Below are 17,044 nucleotides of genomic sequence, written 5' to 3'. Positions count from 1 at the left end.
CCTGCAGTTCGGCGACCATGTTGCCGCAGTTGATGCTCGAAGGCCCTTCGATCCACCTCGGCCTGTCGGAACAGCTGGCTCTGACGATAACGATGGCGACCACTACGAAAGGTGGTGCGGCCGTGCCCGTATTCCATCCCGGTTCAAGGTCGTATTCGCCGCACCCTTGCGATTCTCTACGCGACGCATTCCAGCGCGCGGTTGCCCGTCGAGGGACTCGCGTTGATCGGCAGGGTCGATCGATTGATCGACGTGGGCCGCACAACGCTGAACGTTCTCGGAAACGCCGTTGCGCCGCTCGTCATCGCGAAATGGAATCCGACCGGCTACTCGTTGAAACGGCAACGCGCCGGCTATCGCGCGGGGATAAATGATTCACGTTCCGTTATCCATCTCGTCTAGTGACTCTTCGAGGCGAATGACCGATTCTCGGTGCGGGGTGCCAGGCACCGCACGCAATGCAAAGGCGCGCAACGATACTCACGAGGAAGCAGAAAGTGCTCGAAAAATGAAACCACCGACGAACGAACCCGGGAATCGGCCTCGGACCGTGACAGCGACGATGGCCGCACCCGCAATCTCGATCGGACGATTTCCGGCACGGCATCCGGAACATCTCACGGCGAGCCGGTCAGTCAGGGTCGCGCAGCCGTTCGTCTATGAATGGACGAATGATCTTGGACGCCATGGGCAACGTGCGCCCCTTCAGCGAGACCCACGAAAAATGCGCGTCGATGTTCAACGCCGGCTGAGTGGGAATTTCCGCCAGACGCGGCGCCGCGTGACGCACGCCAATGACGATGGTATCGCTCAGGCGCGCCAGTTCGAGCAGACTGCCCAGTTCCCCGCATTGCAGGTTGAACAGACGGTCCGGGTGGCCGTCCGGCCCGAATCGCTCCATCAATGCACGCCGCGTCGCTTCGGGCACGATCGTGCTCGCGATCTGGTATCGCTTGAGGTCGGTCAACGTGGCCGGCAGGTTGCCCTTCAGGATCGGATGGCCGTGACGACACATGATCGCCCCTCTCATGATGCCGATGGGTTCGACGGCGAGATCGTGATCCGCCGGAATCGCGCGCGAATCCGCGATCAGAATGTCGAGCGAACGTTCGCGCAAGGCCTTCAGCAGTTGCTCCGGCTCCGTTCGCATGATCTGCAGCTTCAGGTTCGGCTGATGTTTCGCAACGTATAGCAGCAGCGGCGTCATCAGGATCGCGCCCGGGCCAGGTCCCATTCCGATCGACAGACGGCCCAGCGATCCCTCGACCATCTGGGCCGCGGAGTCGGTCAGCGCGTCAACATTGGCGCAAATCACCCGGGCCTGCTCGAGGACATGTTGCCCGAGCGGCGTCGCCTCGATGCGATGACCGATGCGATCGAACAATGCGCCGCCCAGCTCCTCTTCAAGTGCGCGAATGCTGCGGCTCAGCGCGGGCTGGGTCAAGAAAGCGGCATCGGCCGCACGGCTGAACGAGTTCAGTTCGGCCAGCAGGATCACATGCCTCAATTGGGTGAGCGTCATGACGGATCATCCATAACTCAAACTCATCATATTTCGCAAAACAATGCATTGGACGTCAATTTTGCCTCACCGTAAGCTTGCTCCACCCTCGGGAAATACACGGAGACCACGACGAATCATTCCTGGGGGCTGATCTCGAGTACGCCCCGGGCCTTGCGATGACGGTTGAAGACCACCGCTGATACAGGCCCTGTCCGTTTCCCGACGTACCTGAAACGGGCATTCGCGGTCGGTACCGGATCCTGATGGGGACCGCATCAAGCGGGAGTGCCATCCGCGCCGGCGGGGCACCGTTCGTTCATGATCGCGCTCGGTATCGAATGGATAATACTCAGGATGTCGAATGAAAGTAGGTTACGCCCGGGTCTCGACGGACGAACAGCATCTCGACCTGCAATTGAACGCGCTTCAGCAGTCGGGTTGCGACCGGATTTTCTCCGACCGCGGCATTTCCGGCGCCCGAACCGACCGCCCGGGGCTGCAGCACGCATTGGCGGCACTGCGACCCGGCGATACGCTCACGGTCTGGAAGCTGGATCGTCTCGGACGTTCGCTCAGCCACCTCGTTTCAATCATCGGCGAATTGAACCAGGCGGGTGTACGCGTCGTCTCGCTGACCGAAGCGATCGATACGCAATCGTCGGCTGGCCGATTCACGTTTCACCTGATCGCCGCACTCGCCGAGTTCGAGCGATCATTAATCAGCGAGCGAACACGGGCGGGCCTCGCCGCTGCGCGCATGCGCGGCAAAAGGCCGGGGCGACGGGCAATACTTGATGCAGAAAAACTCGAGCAGGCACGGGGACTGTTGACGCATCAGTCGGAAGCCGCCGTCGCGCGGCGGTTCAAGATTCATCAGCGAACACTGCAGCGCATGCTTAAAACCGCCCGTAACACAAGCGGCGAAGCCGCGATGCCGGGCAACGCGAATGCTGCGGCCGGTTGCGCGCCCTTGTACGAGTGCCCGATCTGCATGCAGGCGTCCATGCAAATGGAACGCGTCGAGGTATTTGGTTGCAACCGGGCAAAAGGCCTGGGACGCAAGACCGAGCTGCCGCTGTCGGGCATATCGTTCGCGGGTGCCACCGCTCGAACGCGTCTGGAATGCGGAGCCGCGTCGATATGCGGCACTCCGTCGTGCATCGCTGCGATCACGTAACCCGGGCAGCATTACAACAATACGATGGACAACAAGCGTAACGACAGCCGCCCCCCGCGCCTGCCCCCCACTTCGAAATAGCCGGTTCCCCCCGTGCTCCGCACACATGCGGTCGCTGCATACCGCGCAAGCCTTATCCATTTCGACACATTCGCCCATGACCCATTCCATATCGTCACCGCTGCTCACTGGTCGAGTCAGCAAGAAGCTCGTCGTAGCCACGGTCGCCGGCAACGCAATGGAGTTCTACGACTTCGTCACCTACGCGTTCTTCGCGATTTATATCGGCAAGGCGTTTTTCCCGGCATCGACGCCGTCGGCAAGCCTGTTGCTGTCGGTCGCGGTATTCGGCGTCGGCTTTCTTGCCCGCCCATTGGGCGGGATTCTCATCGGCGCGTTTGCAGACCGTGCCGGACGCAAGCCGGCCATGCTGCTCACGATCGGACTGATATCCATCGGCACCCTGGGTCTCGCACTCACGCCGGCCTACTCGTCCATCGGCATCGCCGCTCCGGTCATCGTGGTTGCGTGCCGACTCGTGCAGGGCCTCGCCCTCGGCGGCGAGGTCGGTCCGTCTACGGCCTATCTGATCGAGATCGCCCCGTCGGCGCGGCGGGGCCTCTATACCAGCTGGCAACTCGCGAGCCAAGGCATGGCCGTACTCATTGCCGGTGTCATCGGGCTGACGGTGATCCTGTGCCTGCCGCCGCAACAGACACAGGCATGGGGGTGGCGATTGCCGTTCGCGGCCGGGTTGCTTCTCTTGCCTATCGGACTTTTTCTGCGCCGGCATCTGCCGGAATCGTTGCCGCGCGATGCACAGGTTGCGCACGAAGCCGGGCTGGCGGGGCTCAAGCAGCACCGAAACGTCATCGTACTCAGCATGCTGGCGATCCTTGGCGGCACGATCGCAACCTATGTGATCAATTTCATGACCACGTTCGCGATATCCACGCTGAAGCTGTCCCCCGCGGTGGCCATGAGCGCGACGATCATCAACGGGCTGTTCACGCTGGTATTCAGTGTGCTGGGCGGATGGATGACGGACCGATGGGGACGCAAACCCGTGATGCTATGGCCGCGCCTGATCGCTTCGTTGCTCGCCGTACCGATGTTTCTATGGATGACCGCAGCACCGTCGCTCGGATCGCTGCTGGCCTCCACGGGTTTGCTGACGCTGCTTTCCTCGATGAGCGGATCGGCGGTCATTATCGGCATACCCGAAATGCTGCCACAGCGCATACGCGCGACCGGGTTATCGGTCGCTTACGCGCTCAGCGTGTCGGTATTCGGCGGGTCCGCTCAATTCATGGTCACGTGGCTGATCAATGCCACCGGAAATTCGATCATGCCGGCGTGGTACATGTGTGCCGCGGGCCTCATCGCCGTCGCCGGCACGTTCGCGCTGCCGGAATCACGAGGTCGCTCGCTTTGAGCCTGCGAGAGATTGTCCGCATGCCGACATTGCTGTCGTCATGCACGAGAAAAAGCCCTGATGCACGAGATGCGCATCAGGGCCATGCACGGCAAGACGCGATCAATACATCGCGTCGTCATCACGATCAGAACTTGTGTCGGATACCGACACGCGTAACCACCTGCGAAGTTCCCGTGGAATACCCGCCGGCACCCACGACGCCAACGAGGCCGTCCGTCCCGCTGGAACCCTTCTGATAGACCGCCTGCGCATACAGATCGGTGCGCTTGGACAGGAAGTAGTCGGTCATCAGGCCGACCGTGTGAAAATTCCCACCTACCCGGCCACCGTTTGCACTAAACGTCAGACGCGTGTAGTCGTACATCGCTCCGAGGGCCAGCGCGGGCGTCGCGAAATACTGCGCATTGCCTTCCACGTTCAGGAATCGGGCATACGCCGTCGGGGTCTGCATCAGGGATTCGCTCGCCATCACGCCCAGGGTCGCCGGACCCACTGCGTAGCTCGCCCCGATTCCGCCCGTACGCTGATTCGCGAAGGCGACAGTGACGGCCCTCCCGGTCGCGGCACTGGCGAGGCCGCTCAACAAGCCCGCAAACGGAATACCGTCGGTCTGCGCGCCGGCCGCATTGACGGTCGTCCCGTTCTTCAGATCAAGATAGGCCGCGGCGACCGTGAACGGTCCGTTCGAATAGCGTGCACCGACGCTCCAGGCGCGATTGTTCGAGAACTGGGTCGAATTGCTGAACCCGTACAAGCCGCCGAACTGGAAACCGCCGTAATTCGCACTCGTGTACTTGACCGAGTTGTTGATGCGGAACGAGTTGTCCGTATTGTCGTTGTCGAACGGATGCGAGAAGAACGCGCCACCCCAATTGCCGTTGGCGGTCATCGGTCCGAGGTAATCGACGACCGAATCGTACTGGCGACCCAAAGTAACCGTGCCGGCGTTCGATGACGACAGACCGACGTACGCCTGACGGCCGAACATGCGGCCGCCTTGACCCAGGGCGCCGCTGCTGGCATTGAACCCGTTCTCCAACTGGAAAACGGCCTTCATGCCGCCGCCGAGATCTTCGGTACCCTTGAGCCCCCATCGGCTGCCCTGCAGCACACCGCTCTGCAAGGCAAACACGTTGCCGCGCGACACGACGCCATTCGCGCCAACCACCGCGACGTTGTTCGTATAGCTCAGACCCTCGTCAATGATGCCGTACAGCGTTACGGAGCTTTGGGCGTGCGCGAGAGTGGAAAATGCTCCGACAGCCGCCAGAGCGATAATCGACTTTTTCATAGTGATAAGGTCTCCAAATTAACTAGTTGATTCGATGAACCATGAAATAACCGGACAAGGCGGAACCGATGTTAGCAAAGACAATTTCGCTTCCAAACGGGTCCGTTGCACGCGAGCATCGGACTGTCAAACATTGTCACGCTCGCCGTCTGATCTGGAGATCGCGATCGCACTGCCTGATAATCAACCCACCGAAGTCACGCGCTTTGGTGCGCGACGTGTCAATGCGAGAATCGTCGCGTGCGTTATCTCCAAGTTGAACCCGCAGCAACTCATGTTGCTGCGGCTTTTTTCGAATTTCGCACGTGATATTCGAGTAGTTGCTGCTCCCCGCCCGGTCTTTTACGAGCAGTCGTGTGGTGCTGTTCTCGGAGCGCTGGTCATTCCGATTTCGTTTGAATCGTCCGCTCCAGCCGATATCCGTATCCATAGAGCGATATAAGCCGATAACCGCATTCCGGGCGCAGGCCGAGCTTCGTTCGCAATGAAGACATGTGTGTGTCGATCGTTCTCGACGAGACGTCGGTCACCTGCTTCCAGACGATGTCGATAATGTGTGCGCGCGACAGCGGCCGATCGAAGAACTGGAACAACAGCAATGCGAGATCGAACTCCTTCTGCGTAAGGGACACGGGGCTGTCACCGACATACGCCTGTTGCTCGTGCATATCGAAACGAAACAGATCGAATTCGCGCGTCGCACTCTCCGCATCGACCGAATATGTTCTGCGCAGCAGCGAGGCGATGCGCGCACGCAGGATCGTGCCCGACACAGGCTTGACAACGTAATCGTCCGCGCCGGTGTTGAGGATATGTGCAATTCCGTCTTCCTCGCTCCGGCAGGTCATGAAGATGATCGGCAGCCTTGCTCCATACGGCTTCGTGCGTACCCATCTCAACACCTCCTCTCCGGACACGTCCGGAACGTTCCAGTCAAGCACCAACAGGTCAAACGTCTCACGTTGGAGACGCCTCATCAGCGCCCTGCTGCTGTTGAATTCGTAGCACGTATGACCGTCGATCGACAGCGTCTGATTGACGAATTCCGTTTGCATCGGATCATCATCGAGGATGGCAATTCTCATAGCGATTAGTAAAAATACAATTTCTTTTCGACATAATCGGCCGGGCATCCGGACCATGCCCATCCGGCTCAAGGAAGCAAATAGCGCACGAGTCGAATCGCAATCAGCAGGATGACGGCACCGGCAATCGCAACGATGGTCGACATGACGGCCCCGCCGCTCGTAGCGATACCCGCCGTAGCCGACAGCCACGCGCCGATGAAAGCCCCGACGATTCCGACCGCGATGTCGATCAACAGGCAGAACCCGCTACCATTACCGACCAGGCCGGCGATCCAGCCGGTCGTTGCGCCGATCGCAATCCAGACGATAACGATGTGGCTCACGTCTTCTTTCCCTTTGTCGCGCGATCAATCATCGCGCACTGCGCGGCGCACACCGAACCACGGCGATCGCCCGGTTCCGGCTTCCGGCCGCATCGGCGATTTAGCCATCGACGGTCGTCCCTCGCGCGGTTGCGATTCACCTCGCCGGATTTCGGAGAGGTGCCGCAGATCGCCCGCCACCCGTTCGATGACCGGCGCCCACTGCCGGTATTCGTCCTGCCGATATAGCGTCAAGCTCGGATACCACGGACTGTCCGTACGCTCCGTCATCCATACCCAGTGCGGATTGACGTCGAGCAGCAACCAGGTCGGCACGCCGAGCGCGCCTGCCAGGTGCGCCACTGACGTGCAAACCGTAATCACGAGATCCAGCGTCGAAAGCAACGCGGCCGTATCGTCATATGAACGCAGTTCGGCGGTCGGGTCGGTGATGACCATTCCCGCTTCGCGCATCGCGCCCAGCTCGTCGGATGCATTCAGTTGCAGATTGACGAACTCGATTCCGTCGATGTCCTTGAATGCGTTGGCGTAGGCAAGCGGCTCGATCGAACGCAGAGGATTGCGTCGATGTGTCCGATTTCCGCTCCATACCAGCCCTACACGCAACCGGCCATCGTGTGCCCAGCGGCCTCGCCAGCGCTCGACCGCGCAGGGATCCGGCTGCAGGTAGTGCGTCGCGCCGGGCAATTGGTCCATCGTCAGGCCGAGCGCCAGAGGCAGGCTGGCAAGCGGTAACTCGAAATCGTGCACAGGTAGTGCCGAGATGTCGTGTGGCACGATCGTATCGACGATGCCCTCGAGGGCACGACTGAAGAGCGGAAGGAATTGTGCGAAACAGCAGTAAACAAGCTTTCCGCCTTCCGCGCGAACGCGTTCCGCGAGTTGCGGCACGAAGCGCATGAACTGGATCGCATCGCCGTTCCCCTGCTCCCCCCACACGAACAGTGTTTTGCCGTCCAGCGACTCACCCGTCCACCGCGGCACGGGCATATTCGGCAACACGTCGCGTAATTCCGGTGAGCCAAACCAGCGGGCCTCGTGGTTCGCCCATCCCGGCACGTAATCCCCGTGCAGCAATTGCAACATCGCCATTGCCCAGATGATCGACGGATTGCTCGGATCAAATTGACGCGCACGGTGAATCGCGGTCAGCGCCGCGTCCCACTGTTGCCTCTCTTTCAGCACTTGAACATGGGTGAGCAGCGCGACCGGGTAGTCGGGCGCCAAAGCGCAAGCGCGCTCGGAGGCTACTTCACTGCCGGCGAGGTCGTGCTGTTCGAGCAGGACGAGCGCCAGGTTGTTCCACGCCAGCGCATTCGACGGTTCACGGGCGACCAGTGCCTCGAGCAGTGGCTGCGCATGCAACAACTCGCCGAGTTCGATGTTCGCAGCCGCGATATTGTTTTCGAGCATCGGCATCGCAGGGTCAAGCTGCGAGGCGCGCCGGTACGCGGTCAACGCTTCACGGTGCCGTCGTGCACGCTGATGCAGCAGACCGAGATGGAACCATCCCGACGCGCTGGACGGCGAAGCTTCACAGAAACGCTCCGCCAAGTCGATCGCGTTCGTTTCGTCCGGGTGCCGCACAAGCAATTCGATCCACTCGATAATCCAGGGCTCGCCTTTCCCCGCGTTCTGATAGGCCCGTGCATACCACCTGCTTGCCTGATTCCAGTCTTCCGCCGCGACAGCCTGCCGCGCGCGTTCGACCCACGCCGGTTCGTAGTCGCGGTCCAGCACCAACGCGCATTCGATGAGCGCATCAGCATCGACATTGCGGCCACGCATACGCATGATCCGGCTCCCGGCGATCAGCAGCGACGGATCGCACGAGTTTAGAGCGGCAAGCGCATCGAATAGACGCGACGCGCCAATCAGGTCACCCTGTTCGAGCAATCGGTCGATCCGGGCTGAAATAGGTTCACGGCTCGTCATTGTTCTTCCCCGGTTGTATAAACGTCGCAAAGGCTTGCGGTCATTGTCAATTCGACTCGCATTCGGAATCGTCCCCCTGCTTGTCGCCGGTACCGGGAATCCGGTATCGGTCGCGATCCTCGCCGACCATCCAGACCGGCGGTCGTCCTCGCCCGCTCCATGTCTGCCCCGTCACCGGATTCCAGTATTTCGGCACCGGCCTCCTGTTTTTTTCGAACCCGGGTGTTTTACGCGGTATCACTTCGAAGTCGAAGCCGAACTCCTCGAGCACCGCACGCACGCGAGCGGCCACGAGATTCTCCAGGCGCCCCCTTTCAATCGCGCGCTCGCGCTCGATCTCACTCTTCAGTTTTTCATATCGTTCCAGCAATGTCTGATAGCGGCTCATGATTCCCCCCCGGGCAAACCATCGGTTCCATCCACTCTCAACAACAGTTCGTCGTAGCGCGCGATCACCTTGGCGTCAGTCGACAAGAAACGGCCGATACATTGCCTTTGGCACGCCAGGTACTCCTCCCAACCTCGATCGTGATGTCGAATCGCCCGTACGAGTTGACGCGCGCCCTCGTCGACATCCTGGCCCGGATAGTAGTAGCCGAGGTCGCTGCACAAATGCGCGTTATGCACGAACGGATAGCCGTTCAAGCACACGTCGAAATAGAAATAGTTCAGCGCGAGCCCCCACTGATGGGCGATGTCCCATGGCAGTTTCGACGTGATCGCAACCGACCTGGTGTTGACCGGCATCACCCGATGGCGCAGCGGCGAATGCTGGAATACGCGCATCAGATACAGCGCGTTCTGCTTGATGCCATTGACCCACAGGCTTTCAGCCTCATCCTGCAGGCCGATCGTGATACCGATGCGCAGGGATCGCTCCGCCCGCCCGGGACGAGCCGACGTTGTCGTGTTCATTGCGCGCCCCCCCACTGGAATTGCACTTGACGGCGCAGGATCAGGCAGGAGGGCGGAGTATCGACGAGAACGACCGTTTCGCGCGGGTGGGACGAATCGGTATAGACCATGACGGATTTGACGAGAGGGGTGGCGTGATAGCCGGCCAGTTCAGCGCGCGCGACCTGCGCACAGGACAGCGGTGCGCTGGAAATCCGCTCGGCCAACACCGAGCAGCCGCCGGTGACGCCCGGAACCGTGACCAGCGACAAAAGCGCGGACGATGCCGGGAATTCGATGCCCGACATCGAAAAGAACGGACCGATGTCGGGATTCGCGCGCTGCCAGTCGAGCAGCACATCGGCCCGGTGCGCATGATCGAACACGCGCGCCGACACCTGGGCGACGGCGTCGTAGCAGCGACGAATACCGATTTCCTGGGCGGCATGTGCAAGGACGGTGACTGGCGCGGCGGCCGACGGCACGACAGGCGCCGGCTGCGCGAGTGCCGCAATCGCGCCTCCCCACGCGGCGAGCGCGACGGCAAACGGAGTGGCAAACATACGGGCGACCATGCGTATCACCCTCCGCTGAAAACCGACTCGATCGCCGCGGTGTACTGCTCGACGTTCGCAGGCAACTCCGGATCCAGCGATGCCAGGAAGGTCCGCGCGTTGCGGCGATATTCATCGAGTTGCAGATCGTGCTCCGCGAACGCGCGACGCAACGCGAGCGCGCCCTCCCCACAATCGAAACCCTCATAGCGATACCCGCAACGACCCAGCAGCGTCGAATTGTGAATCAGCGGGAAGCCGCCATACAGTGCCTCGTAGTACAGATAGTTCTGCGCGTTCTCCCATTGGGGCGACACGATCGCGTCGGCCTGGGCGGGCAAGATCTCGTACACCGGCAACCTCGGCTCGAAGCTGGCGCGTCCCTGTCGGGTCAAGTCGAGACCAAGGGCGAAGCCGACGAACGCCGCATCCTCCTTCAGCGTCATCGCATTGAAGACGCGCAGATAATCGATGAATCGAGGATCCTGTCGATGCGCGAGATCGGTGATCAGCATCGCGAGATGCGCGGTCTTGACCATGCAGATGTTCGGCTCGAGCACGGCAATGCGCCAGCGAGCACGCCCGGGCACGTAGTCCAGCGCGCTGTCAACGCCCGCGCCCTTCATCGATTGCTCCAGCAGCACCGGGCTCCACAGGTGTTGCATCACATGTACGGGCGAGCGCGAGCCAACCTCGTAGTAGCCGGTGCAGGTCTTCTCGAACGCCGGCAGCGTCCAGACCGCGCTGTATGGCGTGCCGGACAGCAGCAGCCCATGGGTCTTGCCGAACATCATCCGCTCGATGTCGATGACGTAATCGTTGGCGACGCGCATGCCGATCACGCGACCGCCTCGATCACGAAATCCGCGTGCCCAGTCCGGATCCAACTGCGCGCTCAGTTCGATCACCACGTCGAGTTTCTCTCGCGCGACATCGAGGTCGATCACTGGTGCCGGCGATAGCGCGAGGAACGAGGTCGCTTCCGCCGGGCTTCCATCGCCGCCGTTGATCAGATATACCTCGTCGACGAGCGGCGAGCGCCGGAGCAGCATCGCGAGGAAATAGACATTCTGGAAGATGCCGTTCTCCCAGATCGATTGCTGGCCGGTCCGCAGAAAAATCGTGATGCCGACCTTCACTCGTATCGGACGGGACATCACGCCTCCCTGCCGCGGCCACGCGCGGTCACGCTCAGCAACTGCTGAAAGTAGCGTGCGCCGTTTTCCGGCGAGTGCGGATGCAGTCCGGCCAGGAAGGTGCGCGCATCGCGCACATAGTCGGCATGATTCGCGTCATGCTGCCGCGCCGCGCGGACAAGCGCCCGGGCACCTGCCGACACTTCGAATTCCGGATAGTAGTAGCCGAACCCGCGCAGCCAGGCCGAGTTGTGAATCAACGGGTAGCCACCATAAAGCGCATCCAGATACAGGATGTTCTGATCGTTCTGCCACTGATGCGCGACAACCGTATCGGACGACCGACTCATGTAGTCCACAAAATCGTGCCGATGATCGACGTAGACGCGCCCCTCGCGATGCAGATCCAGCCCGTTGCGCATGAACGAGAAGGTTGGATGCTGTTCGAGATGAGCACCGTTGAGGACCCGCATCTCGGCAATCGTGTCGGGCGCTGCACGAAACGCCGCGTCACAGATCAGCATTGGCACCATGCAGCACTTCACGACGGAAATATTGGGCTCGAAGATCGCCACCCGCAGCGCCCGCGGCGCTGCATGTGGCGCCGTCGCCGGTACGTATCCGAAGTGCTGTCCCTCGGCATTCAGTGCGTTCGCGCGATGATCGACGAACATCGGATCCCACAGGAACGGCACTTCATGGACCGGACACCGATGTAAAGTTTCCAGCATCGGTCCGAAGACGCGGTCTTTCGGAAGTATCCAGATCTCGTCGCATCGATCGGCGCGCGCGACATATCCGCCGCGCTGAAAGATGCTCGGCTCGATCAACCCGACATACGGTTGCCCACTGCATAGATAGACGACCTTCTTGCCGCGCGCGCGGAGATGGTCGAGCCATGCGACATCGAGCCCGACGCTCATTTCGATGACGACGTCGACCAGCTCCGTTGCTTCGTCCGGACGCAACATCTTCAGGTCCGGCATCAGCGCTTCGGCGTCCGCCGGCATTCGCGTCTCGAAGCCGCAATTGAGCAGGATCACATCCCGAACCGCCGGCAGCGCACGCAGAAGCTTGGCCAGGAAAAATACGTTCTGCCCCAGCCCATTGTCCCAAATGGTGTGGCCTGGCCGGGTGGCCAATGAAATTCCAATACGCATCGTGTTTCGCCTCGCCCTCGTGGGGCGTCCTCGTGTTTTTTCTCGAAACAATTTCTACAGCGATGCCGCTACTCCAGCCTCCGACGGAATCGGGTGTCACCGTTGCGGCAACCGGTAACGCCCGAGCACCGACGCCCTCGTCTCGTCGATATCGAATAAAAAGGAGGACCGGATCGGGGAAATCCGATCCTCAAGCCCCAAACATTCGCCGGAACGCACGAGGATCCGTCCGGGAACCAACCGAGCCCGGGGCAGTACATCAGTTTTGTTGCAATACGATCTCCACGCGGCGGTTCTGCGCGCGACCGGCGGCCGTGCCGTTCGTTGCAACAGGATTGGCCTTGCCATATCCGTGTGCCTCGAACTGCTTCGCGTTCAGCCCATGCGATCGCAGATAGCGCGCGACCGTTTGCGCACGCTGCTCGGACAGGCGGAGGTTGTATTCGCTCGAGCCGACGCTGTCCGTGTAGCCATTGACGTCGACCGTACCGAAGGTCATTCCCTTCGCATCCGAGACCAGTTTGTCGAGTTGCCCGGTCGCGACCGGTGTGAGCGAAGCCTTGTCGGTTTCGAAATTCGCATCGCCCGACAGCGTCATCTGCCGCGGCTCCGATCGGACGACCGGCGCGGGGATCGGTGCCGGTGTCGGCGTCGCTGCAGGAATGCCGCACTGGAATGTCAAAAGACGGGTGTTCGGCTTGCCGTCCGACGTCATGGATCCGAGCGGCGCGTCATCCTGGACCGGTCGCATCGGCTGATCGCGACAAATCTCGCGCGCCTTGCTGTAGCAGGTTTCCGCGCCTTCAAGCAGTCCGTAGCAACTGACCCGATAGGTTTTCTGCCCGTCCTGCCGATCGACCGACCACGCGCTGAAGGTCGGTCCGGACGATGCCGAGCAACCCGCCAGCGTAGCCAGCGCCGCAATGCAGAACATTGCCTTATACATGTCGTACCTCATGTTTCATGTCTTGTTTCGGCGATTCCCGATCGCCCGCATGATCGACGGGAACCGAGCAATGCTCGGCCCCTGCCGATCGCGTTACCACTGATAGCCCAGTCCAACGCCGTAGGTGCGACCCGCGCTACTGGCCCCAACGCCGCCCTTGAGTTTCAGGTTCTCGGTAATTCGGGCGGTGAATCCGAGCGCAACAGCACCGTAGCCTTGATAGGTCGCGGCACCGATGCCGACAGCGATCGTCTTGCCCAGGTCGACGTCCGGAATCATCGTCAACGCGGTTGCGCCGGCGACGCCCGCGTAGGCCGTCCGCGCCACCGTGTTGATCGACCCCTGCACCGCATTGAGCTGCGACACGTTCACGGCGTCGGTCGGGTTGACGCCCGGCCCGACGTTGGTGATGCGGCGTTCGCTGCCAGGCGCACCAACCGATACCGTGTTGGCCTCGCCCGCGATCGAACCCGCACCGAGCGCGACCGAATTCGGCGCGGTGGCGTTCGCGCCGGAGCCGAGTGCGACGCTGTTCTTGCCGCTGCCCAACGCGTTCGCGCCGATCACCGTCGCACCGTCTCCGGAAGCGTTCGCACTGGCGCCGACCGCCGTGGCATTCGCGCCCGATGCCGCCGCGTTGACCCCCGCCGCCATCGCGTTGTCACCGGTCGCTCCATCGTTGTTGTAGTTGCCCTGTTGAGTCCCGTTGTCGTTCACGCTGTAGTAGTGCGTGCGCGCTGACGTGACCAACGTCGACAGTGAAGTGGTCGTACCCACGGCCGAGCTGACGCTCGTCGACAGCGATGCAAGATTGCTGTCGGTGACGGAAAGTCCCGTCGACAGGGAGATGACCGAGCTGTTCGTCGTGCTCAACCCCGTCGACAGCGAGCCAACCGAGCTCGACATCGACGTCGACAGCGAAGTCACGCTGCTGTTGGTCGTGCTCAATCCCGTCGACAGCGAACTGACCGCGCTGGAGGTCGACGTGGACAACGACGCGACGTTGCTGTTCGTCGTCGACAACCCTGTCGACAAGCTACCGACCGCGACATTGGTCGCGTTCAATTGCGAGCCATTGACCGCATCCGTGCTCGTCGCACTCACACGCCCGGCAGCGACGTTGGTGATCTGGCGTTCGGCGCCCGGCGCACCGACGCTCACCACACTGGTCGGCGCCGCGCCGGCGTAGGAGTACACGTTCCCGGCCACGATGCCGCTGGCAACCGGGTTCGGTGCCGAGGTAATCGACCCTGAACCCAGCGCAACGTCACCCGGATTCGCCGTGGCGGTCGCGCCATTGCCGATCGCCACGCTTCCGGTCGTCGCTCCCGCCGTGCCCGCCGCCGAGTTCTGGCCGAGCGCAACCGAACCCGGACCTTGCGCCGTGTTCGTATTGCCGATCGCCAACGCGCCATTGCCCGTCGCCGTGTTGTTCGCGCCAACCGCCACCGCACCGGTTCCGGTCGCCGTGTTCGGATCGCCAAGAGCAACCGCTCCGCTACCGTTGGCCGTCTGACCTTCGCCCAATGCAATCGCACCCGTTCCAGAAACGACCGTCGAGTTGTGACCGCCGGCGATCGAGCCTGGGCCGGCCGCAGCCGACACCGTGTTGCCGTCACCGATCGCCACGGTCGAAGCCGCGGACGCCGTCGAGCCGTTGCCCACCGCGACGCTCTGCGTGCCTGCTGCATTGGCTGCGTTGCCGATCGCCGTCGCCGCGCTGCCGCTTGCCGTCGCGTTGGTGCCGGCTGCCATGGCGTTGATGCCGGTTGCACCGTCGTTCGCGTAGTTGGCCTGCTGAACACCGTTGTCGTTCACGCTGTAGTAGTGCGTGCGTGTCGTCGAGACCACCGTCGACAGGGATGCCACGTTGCTGTTCGTCGTGGACAGGCCCGTCGACAACGAGCTGACGCCCGTGGACAGCGAGCTTCCGATCGTTGACGTCGAGGTCGACAGCGAGGCCACGCTGCTGTTCGTCGTGCTCAGGCCGGTCGACAGCGAGTTGATGCCCGTCGAGGTCGAGGTGGACAGCGAGCTGATCGAGCTGGTCGCCGAGGACAGGCCGGTCGACGTCGAAGTCGACAGCGACGTCACCGTGCTGTTGGTCGTGCTCAGGCCCGTCGACAGCGAGCTGATGCCGGTCGAGGTCGAGGTGGACAGCGAGCTGATCGAGCTGGTTGCCGAGGACAGGCCCGTCGACGTGGAAGTCGACAGTGAAGCGACCGAGCTATCGGTCGAGCTGAGGCCGGTCGACAGCGAGCTGATACCCGTCGAGGTCGAGGTCGACAACGAGCTGATCGAGCTGGTCGCTGAGGACAGGCCAGTCGACGTGGAGGTCGACAGCGAGGCCACCGAGCTGTCGGTCGAGCTCAGGCCGGTCGACAGCGAGCTGATGCCGGTCGAGGTCGACGTCGAGAGCGACGAAATCGAGCTGGTCGCCGACGAGAGGCCAGTCGACGTGGAGGTCGACAGCGAAGCCACCGAGCTGTCGGTCGAGCTGAGGCCCGTCGACAACGAGCTGATACCCGTCGAAGTCGACGTCGACAACGAGCTGATCGAGCTGGTCGCCGAGGACAGGCCAGTCGACGTGGAGGTCGACAGCGAGGCCACCGAGCTGTCGGTCGAGCTCAGGCCGGTCGACAACGAGTTGATGCCCGTCGAGGTCGAGGTGGACAGCGAGCTGATCGAGCTGGTTGCCGAGGACAGGCCCGTCGACGTGGAAGTCGACAGCGAGGCCACCGAGCTGTCGGTCGAGCTCAGGCCGGTCGACAGCGAGCTGATGCCGGTCGAAGTCGAAGTGGACAACGAGCTGATCGAGCTGTTAGCCGAGGACAGGCCAGTCGACGTGGAGGTCGACAGCGAAGCGACCGAGCTGTCGGTCGAGCTGAGGCCCGTCGACAACGAGCTGATGCCGGTCGAGGTCGACGTGGACAGCGAACTGATCGAGCTGGTTGCCGACGACAAGCCAGTCGACGTGGAGGTCGACAGCGAAGCAACCGAGCTGTCGGTCGAGCTGAGGCCGGTCGACAGCGAGCTGATACCCGTCGAGGTCGACGTCGAGAGCGACGAAATCGAGCTGGTCGCCGAGGACAAGCCGGTCGACGTGGAAGTCGACAGCGAGGCCACCGAGCTGTCGGTCGAGCTGAGGCCCGTCGACAACGAGCTGATGCCGGTCGAGGTCGACGTGGACAGCGAACTGATCGAGCTGGTTGCCGACGACAGGCCAGTCGACGTGGAGGTCGACAGCGAAGCGACCGAGCTGTCGGTCGAGCTGAGGCCGGTCGACAACGAGCTGATGCCCGTCGAAGTCGAGGTGGACAGCGAGCTGATCGAGCTGGTCGCCGACGAGAGGCCGGTCGACGTGGAGGTCGACAGCGAAGCGACCGAGCTGTCGGTCGAGCTCAGGCCCGTCGACAACGAGCTGATGCCCGTCGAAGTCGAGGTGGACAGCGAGCTGATCGAGCTGGTTGCCGAGGACAAGCCGGTCGACGTGGAGGTCGACAGCGAGGCGACCGAGCTATCGGTCGAGCTGAGGCCGGTCGACAGCGAGCTGATGCCGGTCGAGGTCGAAGTCGAGAGCGACGAAATCGAGCTGGTT

Annotated in this window: 13 protein-coding genes and 2 pseudogenes; 3 read left to right on the top strand and 12 right to left on the bottom strand. The window is 62.1% G+C overall.

Annotated elements, in window-relative coordinates; translation table 11 throughout:
• Positions 1-114 precede the first annotated feature (114 nt).
• Positions 115-402, top strand: coding sequence for a cation:dicarboxylate symporter family transporter (locus tag U4Z31_RS35875; protein ID WP_321812872.1), 288 nt, complete (start codon positions 115-117; stop codon positions 400-402).
• Positions 403-631: 229 nt separating this feature from the next.
• Here the strand turns inward: U4Z31_RS35875 and U4Z31_RS35870 are convergent, their stop codons facing one another.
• On the bottom strand, positions 632-1,522 hold the full coding sequence (locus U4Z31_RS35870) for a LysR family transcriptional regulator (protein ID WP_321812871.1): 891 nt from the start codon (positions 1,520-1,522) through the stop codon (positions 632-634).
• Positions 1,523-1,865: 343 nt separating this feature from the next.
• Here U4Z31_RS35870 and U4Z31_RS35865 point away from each other — a divergent pair.
• Positions 1,866-2,468, top strand: a pseudogene (locus tag U4Z31_RS35865) (recombinase family protein); the annotation flags it as partial.
• 370 nt (positions 2,469-2,838) lie between these two features.
• Positions 2,839-4,116: an MFS transporter gene (locus tag U4Z31_RS35860; protein WP_321812869.1), complete on the top strand. Its 1,278-nt coding sequence runs from the start codon at positions 2,839-2,841 to the stop codon at positions 4,114-4,116.
• Between the two features lie 127 nt (positions 4,117-4,243).
• Here U4Z31_RS35860 and U4Z31_RS35855 read toward each other — a convergent pair whose 3' ends face one another.
• The 11 genes and pseudogenes from U4Z31_RS35855 to U4Z31_RS35805 form a co-directional block, all read right to left on the bottom strand.
• Positions 4,244-5,410 (bottom strand): porin, encoded by a 1,167-nt coding sequence (locus U4Z31_RS35855; RefSeq protein ID WP_321798641.1) that lies wholly within the window; start codon positions 5,408-5,410, stop codon positions 4,244-4,246.
• Positions 5,411-5,790: 380 nt separating this feature from the next.
• Positions 5,791-6,495, bottom strand: coding sequence for a response regulator transcription factor (locus tag U4Z31_RS35850; protein WP_321798639.1), 705 nt, complete (start codon positions 6,493-6,495; stop codon positions 5,791-5,793).
• A gap of 68 nt (positions 6,496-6,563) precedes the next feature.
• Entirely contained in the window at positions 6,564-6,821 is a 258-nt protein-coding gene (locus U4Z31_RS35845; protein ID WP_321798637.1) for a GlsB/YeaQ/YmgE family stress response membrane protein, read from the bottom strand.
• Between the two features lie 24 nt (positions 6,822-6,845).
• On the bottom strand, positions 6,846-8,756 hold the full coding sequence (locus U4Z31_RS35840; protein WP_321812868.1) for a tetratricopeptide repeat protein: 1,911 nt from the start codon (positions 8,754-8,756) through the stop codon (positions 6,846-6,848).
• Positions 8,757-8,802: 46 nt separating this feature from the next.
• Positions 8,803-9,144: an H-NS histone family protein gene (locus U4Z31_RS35835; RefSeq protein WP_321798633.1), complete on the bottom strand. Its 342-nt coding sequence runs from the start codon at positions 9,142-9,144 to the stop codon at positions 8,803-8,805.
• Positions 9,141-9,671, bottom strand: coding sequence for a DUF2827 family protein (locus U4Z31_RS35830; RefSeq protein ID WP_321798631.1), 531 nt, complete (start codon positions 9,669-9,671; stop codon positions 9,141-9,143). The genes U4Z31_RS35835 and U4Z31_RS35830 overlap by 4 nt, the downstream gene beginning before the upstream one ends.
• Complete coding sequence (locus U4Z31_RS35825) at positions 9,668-10,225, bottom strand: hypothetical protein (protein ID WP_321812867.1); 558 nt, start codon at positions 10,223-10,225, stop codon at positions 9,668-9,670. Before U4Z31_RS35825 ends, U4Z31_RS35830 begins: the two co-directional genes overlap by 4 nt.
• Positions 10,226-10,230: 5 nt before the next feature.
• A complete protein-coding gene (locus U4Z31_RS35820; RefSeq protein WP_321812866.1) occupies positions 10,231-11,361 on the bottom strand; it encodes a DUF2827 domain-containing protein in 1,131 nt (376 codons plus the stop codon).
• The gene (locus U4Z31_RS35815) at positions 11,361-12,500 is read right to left on the bottom strand and encodes a DUF2827 family protein (RefSeq protein ID WP_321798625.1); all 1,140 of its coding nucleotides are present in this window, start codon (positions 12,498-12,500) and stop codon (positions 11,361-11,363) included. Before U4Z31_RS35815 ends, U4Z31_RS35820 begins: the two co-directional genes overlap by 1 nt.
• 259 nt (positions 12,501-12,759) lie before the next feature.
• Entirely contained in the window at positions 12,760-13,458 is a 699-nt protein-coding gene (locus tag U4Z31_RS35810; protein WP_321812865.1) for an OmpA family protein, read from the bottom strand.
• Positions 13,459-13,539: 81 nt separating this feature from the next.
• Positions 13,540-16,608, bottom strand: a pseudogene (locus U4Z31_RS35805) (YadA family autotransporter adhesin); the annotation flags it as partial.
• Positions 16,609-17,044 lie beyond the last annotated feature (436 nt).

The organism is Burkholderia sp. BCC1985 (assembly GCF_905339915.1).
Lineage (GTDB): Bacteria > Pseudomonadota > Gammaproteobacteria > Burkholderiales > Burkholderiaceae > Burkholderia.
The sequence above is the reverse complement of the archived record's forward strand: the minus strand, read 5'-3'. Positions and strand labels throughout refer to the sequence as shown.

What these genes read in the sequence shown, in the direction of transcription:
- U4Z31_RS35825 (WP_321812867.1), bottom strand. Translation starts at nt 10,225, where the DNA reads ATGGTCGCCCGTATGTTTGCCACTCCGTTTGCCGTCGCGCTCGCCGCG.
- U4Z31_RS35810 (WP_321812865.1), bottom strand. Translation starts at nt 13,458, where the DNA reads ATGAGGTACGACATGTATAAGGCAATGTTCTGCATTGCGGCGCTGGCT.
- U4Z31_RS35870 (WP_321812871.1), bottom strand. Translation starts at nt 1,522, where the DNA reads ATGACGCTCACCCAATTGAGGCATGTGATCCTGCTGGCCGAACTGAAC.
- U4Z31_RS35830 (WP_321798631.1), bottom strand. Translation starts at nt 9,671, where the DNA reads ATGAACACGACAACGTCGGCTCGTCCCGGGCGGGCGGAGCGATCCCTG.
- U4Z31_RS35855 (WP_321798641.1), bottom strand. Translation starts at nt 5,410, where the DNA reads ATGAAAAAGTCGATTATCGCTCTGGCGGCTGTCGGAGCATTTTCCACT.
- U4Z31_RS35860 (WP_321812869.1), top strand. Translation starts at nt 2,839, where the DNA reads ATGACCCATTCCATATCGTCACCGCTGCTCACTGGTCGAGTCAGCAAG.
- U4Z31_RS35835 (WP_321798633.1), bottom strand. Translation starts at nt 9,144, where the DNA reads ATGAGCCGCTATCAGACATTGCTGGAACGATATGAAAAACTGAAGAGT.
- U4Z31_RS35820 (WP_321812866.1), bottom strand. Translation starts at nt 11,361, where the DNA reads ATGTCCCGTCCGATACGAGTGAAGGTCGGCATCACGATTTTTCTGCGG.
- U4Z31_RS35840 (WP_321812868.1), bottom strand. Translation starts at nt 8,756, where the DNA reads ATGACGAGCCGTGAACCTATTTCAGCCCGGATCGACCGATTGCTCGAA.
- U4Z31_RS35815 (WP_321798625.1), bottom strand. Translation starts at nt 12,500, where the DNA reads ATGCGTATTGGAATTTCATTGGCCACCCGGCCAGGCCACACCATTTGG.
- U4Z31_RS35850 (WP_321798639.1), bottom strand. Translation starts at nt 6,495, where the DNA reads ATGAGAATTGCCATCCTCGATGATGATCCGATGCAAACGGAATTCGTC.